The sequence below is a fragment of the Streptomyces sp. NPDC088157 genome (assembly GCF_044741545.1).
Taxonomy (GTDB): Bacteria; Actinomycetota; Actinomycetes; order Streptomycetales; family Streptomycetaceae; genus Streptomyces.
This window is the reverse complement of record NZ_JBIUSU010000003.1, coordinates 664058-670654: the sequence shown is the minus strand read 5'-3', so window position 1 is coordinate 670654 and position 6597 is coordinate 664058. Positions and strand designations below refer to the sequence as shown.

At 72.4% G+C, this 6597-nt stretch carries 5 protein-coding genes; 4 read left to right on the top strand and 1 reads right to left on the bottom strand.

The genetic code is table 11. The features are described from left to right. Window positions 1–271 precede the first annotated feature (271 nt). On the bottom strand, window positions 272–838 hold the full coding sequence (locus ACIPFH_RS14155) for a cysteine hydrolase family protein (protein WP_401826872.1): 567 nt from the start codon (window positions 836–838) through the stop codon (window positions 272–274). Window positions 839–1056: 218 nt separating this feature from the next. Between ACIPFH_RS14155 and ACIPFH_RS14150 the strand changes: the two genes are divergently transcribed. From ACIPFH_RS14150 to ACIPFH_RS14135, 4 genes are all read left to right on the top strand, one after another. Beyond that, window positions 1057–3297 carry a glycoside hydrolase family 9 protein gene (locus ACIPFH_RS14150; RefSeq protein WP_401826154.1) on the top strand — a complete coding sequence of 747 codons (2241 nt, stop codon included), beginning with the start codon at window positions 1057–1059 and terminating at the stop codon, window positions 3295–3297. Window positions 3298–3464: 167 nt separating this feature from the next. Then, a complete protein-coding gene (locus ACIPFH_RS14145) occupies window positions 3465–3710 on the top strand; it encodes a hypothetical protein (protein WP_356262275.1) in 246 nt (81 codons plus the stop codon). Between the two features lie 3 nt (window positions 3711–3713). Next, the gene (locus tag ACIPFH_RS14140) at window positions 3714–4091 is read left to right on the top strand and encodes a toxin Doc (RefSeq protein ID WP_328477117.1); all 378 of its coding nucleotides are present in this window, start codon (window positions 3714–3716) and stop codon (window positions 4089–4091) included. 453 nt (window positions 4092–4544) lie between these two features. After that, window positions 4545–6179 carry an RICIN domain-containing protein gene (locus ACIPFH_RS14135; RefSeq protein WP_401826152.1) on the top strand — a complete coding sequence of 545 codons (1635 nt, stop codon included), beginning with the start codon at window positions 4545–4547 and terminating at the stop codon, window positions 6177–6179. Window positions 6180–6597: the final 418 nt, after the last annotated feature.

Below are 6597 nucleotides of genomic sequence, written 5' to 3'. Positions count from 1 at the left end.
GTCCGGGTCCCCGTGTCCGGGTCCCCGTGTCCGGGTCCCCGTGTCCGGGTCCCCGTGTCCGGGTCCCCGTGTCCGGGTCCCCGTGTCCGGGTCCCCGTGTCCGGGTCCCCCGGCCCGGTCCGCCCGGGCCTGCGCCTGACCGTCCGGGCCGGGCCGCCCGCCCCTGACCCGCCCGGGCCGGATCGCCCGCCCCTGACCGCCCGGGCCGGGCCCGAAGTGCCCGGCTTCGGGGACACCGCCGCCGCCCGGGAGGTGCTGCGCCGGCGCCGCCTCAGCCGGCGTCGGCCGCCTCGAACGTCACCTTCGCCGTGTCCACCGTGCCCGCGCGGCGCCCGGGCGCGCTGATGTACGACCAGTACAGGTTCGTGTGGGCCACCACCTGCTCCGGGGCCGGGGCGCCGTACTTGCTCAGATCCTCCGTCGTGTGCGCGTCGCCGACCAGTGTCACGTCGTATCCCCGCACGAAGGCGCCGTGCAGGGTCGAGCGGATGCACGCGTCCGTCTGCGCGCCCGTGACGACGACGCGGCCCACCCCGCGCTCCGCCAGCACCGACTCCAACTCGGTGGCCTCGAAGGAGTCCTGGTAGTTCTTGTGGACGACGGGCTCGGCGTCGAGGCGGACCAGTTCCTCGACGTACTCCCACTCCGCACTGCCCCGTTCGAGACCGTCGTCGGAGTGCTGCACCCAGATGACCGGCACGTCCTGCGCGCGGGCCGCGTCGATCAGGGTGTCGATGTTCGCGATCACCTCGTCGCGCCGGGGCGCGCCCGCCACCACGCCCTTCTGGACGTCGATCACGAGCAGGGCGGTGTTCGGCCGGTCGGGCAGGGTGGTCATGGAGACCTCCGGTTCCTTGTCGTCCACGTGATGGGTACTCCGACGCTCCACATTAGGACGCACCACTGACAACGACTCCGAAGCCATCTCGTCCGGACCGTTGACGGGGTGTCATGACTCCAACAACCATGTCCTGCGACCCCGCTCTGGGAGCGCTCCCACAGGATGGCCACCCGGATCCCGTATGGAGCGTCCCGCACTCCCCGAGGAGCCTGGACGTGAAACGACGCAGAACCACCCTGCTGTCCCTCGCGGCGCTGCTGGGCGCGGCGCTCACCGCGCTGCCCGCGCAGCAGGCCGGAGCCGACGAGGTCGAGCAGGTCAGGAACGGCGGTTTCGGCACGACCGCCGACCCGTGGTGGACCAGCAACGTCACCGCCGGGCTCAGCGACGGACGGCTGTGCGCGGACGTGCCGGGCGGAACCGTCAACCGCTGGGACTCCGCCGTCGGTCAGGACGCGATCACCCTGGTGAAGGGATCGTCGTACCGGTTCTCCTTCAGCGCCTCCGGAGTGCCCGAGGGGCATGTGGTGCGGGCGATCGTGGGGCTCGGTGCCTCCCCGTACGACACCTGGTACGAGGCGACCCCGGTGCTGGACGGGTCGGGGGACGCGTACACGTACACGTTCACCTCGCCGGTCGACAGCACCCAGGGGCAGGTCGCCTTCCAGGTCGGCGGGAGCGCCGATCCCTGGCGGTTCTGCCTGGACGACGTGTCGTTGCTCGGCGGAGTGCCGCCGGAGGTGTACCAGCCCGACACCGGGCCACGCGTGCGCGTCAACCAGGTCGCCTATCTGCCCGCCGGACCGAAGAACGCCACCCTGGTCACCGATGCCACCGCGAAGCTGCCCTGGCAGCTGAAGAACGGCGCCGGGGCGACGGTCGCCCACGGCTGGAGCGTGCCGCGCGGCCTCGACGTCTCCTCCGGACAGAACGTCCACTCCATCGACTTCGGCGGCTACCGCACGCGCGGCAGCGGCTTCACGCTGGTCGCCGACGGCGAGACCAGCCGCCCCTTCGACATCGGCACCGCCGCCTACGAGCAGTTGCGCCGGGACTCGGTGAAGTACTACTACACGCAGCGCAGCGGCATCGCGATACGGGACGACCTGCGGCCCGGCTACGGCAGGGCGGCCGGCCATGTGGACGTGGCCCCCAACCAGGGCGACTCGGCCGTGCCGTGCCGGGCCGGGGAGTGCGACTACACGCTCGACGTCACGGGCGGCTGGTACGACGCCGGAGACCATGGCAAGTACGTCGTCAACGGCGGCATCGCCACCTGGGAGCTGCTGAGCACCTACGAGCGCTCCCTCCTCGCCCGCACCGGCGACCCGGCCGGCCTCGGTGACGGCACGCTCGCGCTTCCCGAGAGCGGCAACAAGGTGCCGGACATCCTCGACGAGGCCCGCTGGGAACTCGACTTCCTGCTGAAGATGCAGGTGCCGGACGGGCAGCCGCTCGCCGGCATGGCCCACCACAAGATCCACGACGAGCAGTGGACCGGCCTGCCGCTGCTGCCGAGCGACGACCCGCAGAAGCGCGAACTGCACGCGCCGACCACCACCGCGACCCTCAACCTGGCCGCGACGGCCGCCCAGGCGGCCCGCCTGTACCGTCCCTACGACAAGGCCTTCGCGGCGAAGGCGCTGACCGCCGCGCGCAAGGCCTTCGCGGCGGCCCTCGCGCATCCCGAGGTGTACGCGGACCCGAACGACGGCATCGGCGGCGGCGCCTACAACGACGACGACGCGACCGACGAGTTCTACTGGGCGGCCGCCGAGCTGTATCTCACCACGGGGGAGAAGCGGTTCGCCGACCAGGTGCTGAACTCCCCGGCGCACACCGCGGACGTCTTCGTCGCCAACGGGTTCGACTGGTCCCGTACCGCCGCCGCAGGCCGCCTCGACCTCGCGACCGTCCCGAACCGGCTGCCCGGCCGCGACAAGGTCCGCGCTTCGGTCGTGCGGGGCGCCGACACCTACCTCGCCACGCTGGCCGCACAGCCGTACGGCATGCCCTACGCCCCCGACGGCAACCGCTACGACTGGGGCTCCAGCCACCAGGTCCTCAACAACGCCGTGGTCATCGCCACGGCCTACGACCTCACCGGCGCCTCGAAGTACCGTGCCGGGGCGGTCCAGGGCATGGACTACGTCCTCGGGCGCAACGCGCTCAACATCTCCTACGTCACCGGCTACGGAGAGGTGAACTCCCACCGCCAGCACAGCCGCTGGTACGCGCACGAACTGGACCCGAACCTGCCCGACCCGCCGCGCGGGACCCTCGCGGGCGGGGCGAACTCGAGCATCCAGGACCCCTACGCGCAGGGCAAGCTCCAGGGCTGCGTGGGTCAGTTCTGCTATATCGACGACATCCAGTCCTGGTCGACCAACGAGACCGCGATCAACTGGAACGCGGCGCTGGCCCGGCTGGCCTCCTTCGTGGCGGATCAGGGATAGCGGACCCGGAATACAGGACCCGGGACGGCGGATCGGGTGCGGCGGATCAGCGACAGCTGCCTTTTCGATCGGGAACGTGCAGGGTCGGACACTCTCCGGTACCGCGTGGTCATCCGTTTGACCTGGGGATATTTACGAGTAAGTACCCACGCGGTACCGTGAAGGGCATGCCAGCCCTCAATGTGGAATTCAGCGATCGCGAGCTGGAGGACCTGCGGCAGATCGCCAAGGAACGCGGTACGTCGATGAAGGCACTCGTGCGGGAGGCGGCCGCGGCCGACATCGCGCGGCACCGGGCGCTCCAGGAGGGCGCGGAGGCCTTCCGCAGGTTCTTCGCGTCCCACGCGGACGAGTTCGCCGCCGCCTTCCCCGACGACGAACTCACCGTGCAGGGCGAGGGGCGGGTCGCCTGACCGATGGCATCCGTCATCCATATCGACGTGCCCTGGCTGCTCCAGCGCCACGAAGAGGTCCTGCCGGAGCAGCCCACCGTCAACGACTTCTCGGCGCTGGTCGCCGCCGTCGCCCGGCACCGGGTCGATCCGCCCAAGCTCGGCGTGGACTCCGACCCCGCCTGGCGGGCCGCCGCGCTGCTGCACACCCTGACCCTGCTCAGGCCCCTGCCCGCGGCCAACGCCCGCTTCGCCTGTGCGACGGCGGTGGCGTACATGTTCACCAGTGGGGTCGGCATCGATCCGCCGTACGGCGCGCTCGTCGACCTCGCCCGGGACCTGCTCGACGGCAAGACGGACGTGTACGGCGCCGCGGACCGGCTGCGGTCCTGGCAGATATAGACGTGCGGACGAAGCGGTCAGGGCCGCCGGCCGAGGGCGGGAGGAACAAGGCCGGCGGCCGTTTCGCGCAGGAGAGCCGCCGTCCTGCGCGGGGCCTCCGAGGAAGTGGCCGCTTCCAGCCAACTGCGCGGGCCGGTGTGCCGGGAGGGTGTGCGGAGCCCCGCCGCGCGCGCGTGGTTCACACGGGGCGCATGGGCGGATTCGGCCCGGATCGCCGGAGGGTTTCGAAAGGCGCTGTCGAAATGCGCGGAGCCCGGTGCGAGTTCGGCCCCGCTTATCGACATTCTTTCAACAAAGCGCCGCTTCAGCTGTCGCCTTGTTGTGCGCGACTTAGTTGTGCAAAGGTGAACCACCCGTGCGGGGGGTCATGGCCGGGCCCCCGGCGTTCGTCGGCGGAGGCGAATTAGCGCTCCCTGCCGCACCGAACAGGTACGTACCAAAGGAACTCGCTCAGTGCCCACCCCCCAGCCTCCCCGTCCGCCCTATCCTCCGCCGGGCGGAGGTCCCGGAGAATCCGACGAGTCACTCGCCGCGGGGATACGCGGTGGCGCGGACAGTGAGGTCGCCCAGTCCACCGCACTGCTGATCGCCCGGCACTGGCGGCCGGTGCACGAGTACGCGGTCATCTGCCTCGCCTCCTCCGGGAGCGTCGCGTCCATGGTCACCGCGGCCGCCTTCCACCAGGTCCTCGACCGGCTCAAGCTGGGCGAGCCGGGCACCGCGCTGCGACCCCGGCTGCTGGTGAACGTGCGCGACACGGCCCGGCTGTGGTCCGCCGACGAGGGGCTGTCCGGCGTCCTTCCGGTGCTGCGCAAGCCGGCCGGAGCCCGCGGGATGCGGGCCGCGAAGTCCCTGATACCGGAGAACCGGGTGCTGGCGGAACGCTCGTTCCAGGGCCTTCCGCCGGTCGCCCGCTGCGTCCTGTGGCACGTGGAGGTCGAGGCCGAGGACGTCATCGTCGCCGCCGGTCTGCTCGGTATGGACGCCGAGACCGTGACCGGCGCCCTGGAACAGGCCCGGGACAAGCTCCGCGAGGGCGTCGTCCGCGCCCACCGGGAACTGGCGCCGAGCAAGGACTGCCGCTTCTACAACCGGCTCCTCGACGTCCCCATCCGGCGCGGCGGCGACCTCCTGCCCGACGTGCGGCGCCACCTGGACGAGTGCCGTTACTGCCGTGCCGCCGCCGAACAACTCGGCCACTTCGAGAGCGGCCTCGGCGTGCTGCTCGCCGAGGCGGTGCTCGGCTGGGGCGCCCGCCGCTACCACGACACCCGCCCCGGCCGCGCAAAGCAGCCGACCGTACGTCTCAAGGGCTCCGCACGGCACCGCGGTGGCGGTTCGCACGGCAGGGGCGGCAACCTGCTCTCACGCATCCCCTCGCCCCGCCGGCGGGCGTCGGGGGAGAACCGCTCACCGCGCGCGCTGTTCGCCGGCGTAGGCCTGGCCTCGGCGGGTCTGCTGACCACCCTGCTCGCCGCCGGCATGTGGTCGGACGACGGCGGCGCCGATCCGGCGGCCTCCACCAGCGGCAGCGTCCCCGGCATCGACTCGCAGGCCGCCACCGCCTCGCCGACGGCCCCGGACACCGCCCAACTGCCCACCACGCCCCGGCGGACCAGGCTGCGCAACGCCGCCGCCGACCTCTGCCTGGACATCCGGGGCGAGGCGAGGGCGGGCGCCGCCGTCGAACTGGCGGACTGCTCCTCCGACGCGACCCAGCAGTGGTCGTACGACGACGACGGCCAGTTGCGCAGCGTGGCCCAGTCGGGTCTGTGCGTCGACTCCCACGCGGACGCCGGGGTGGTCATCCTCGGCGCGTGCGTGGACACCACGGACGCCCGCGCGGACGACGTCCGCTACGACCTCACCGTCCAGGGCGAGTTGCTGCCCCGCTGGGACGACGCGCTCGCCCTCGCGTCGGCCGGTGAGGAACCGGGCGACGACGTGGTCGTCAAGGTCCGCGACCACACCACCGGCCAGCGCTGGCTCACCGACGTCGCCTCCGCCACCCCGGGCTCCCTCGCGGTCACCGGCACGGACGCACCTCCGTCGGCGCAACCGATCGACCTGGCGGACGGCACCGCCTGACGCACCAAGGTCCCGCGAGGCCCGCCGGTCGCCGGCGCGGCGGCGACGGGTGGCCGCATACGGTGCCAAAGGTTTCCGGCCTCGCGTCGGCGTCGTCCGGGCGCGTGCGATGCAGATGCTCCCGGCCCCCGGTCCGGTATTCGGGCGTGGGGGCGGTGGTTGCCGCGTACGGCGCGGAGGACCCGGTCGGCGTTCGGGCGCGGGTGTCGTGGCAAAGGGTGGCCGCCGCGTACGGTGCCGAAGGTCCTTCGGCACCGGGTCGGCAGTCGGGCGCGTACGGGCGCGGCAGAGCGGTAGCGGGGCGAGTTGCGGGCCGTGGGTCCGGGCCCGGGGTCGCCAGCCGGGTGCGGTGGCGGTGGGTGGCCGCGTGCGGTGCGGTCCCGCCGGTCTTCGCGCGGGTGCCGGAACGCACGGCGGC

Bases quoted from the DNA above. Each gene is read 5' to 3' on its own strand.
- ACIPFH_RS14145 (WP_356262275.1), top strand. From the start codon at position 3,465: ATGCCAGCCCTCAATGTGGAATTCAGCGATCGCGAGCTGGAGGACCTG.
- ACIPFH_RS14140 (WP_328477117.1), top strand. From the start codon at position 3,714: ATGGCATCCGTCATCCATATCGACGTGCCCTGGCTGCTCCAGCGCCAC.
- ACIPFH_RS14155 (WP_401826872.1), bottom strand. From the start codon at position 838: ATGACCACCCTGCCCGACCGGCCGAACACCGCCCTGCTCGTGATCGAC.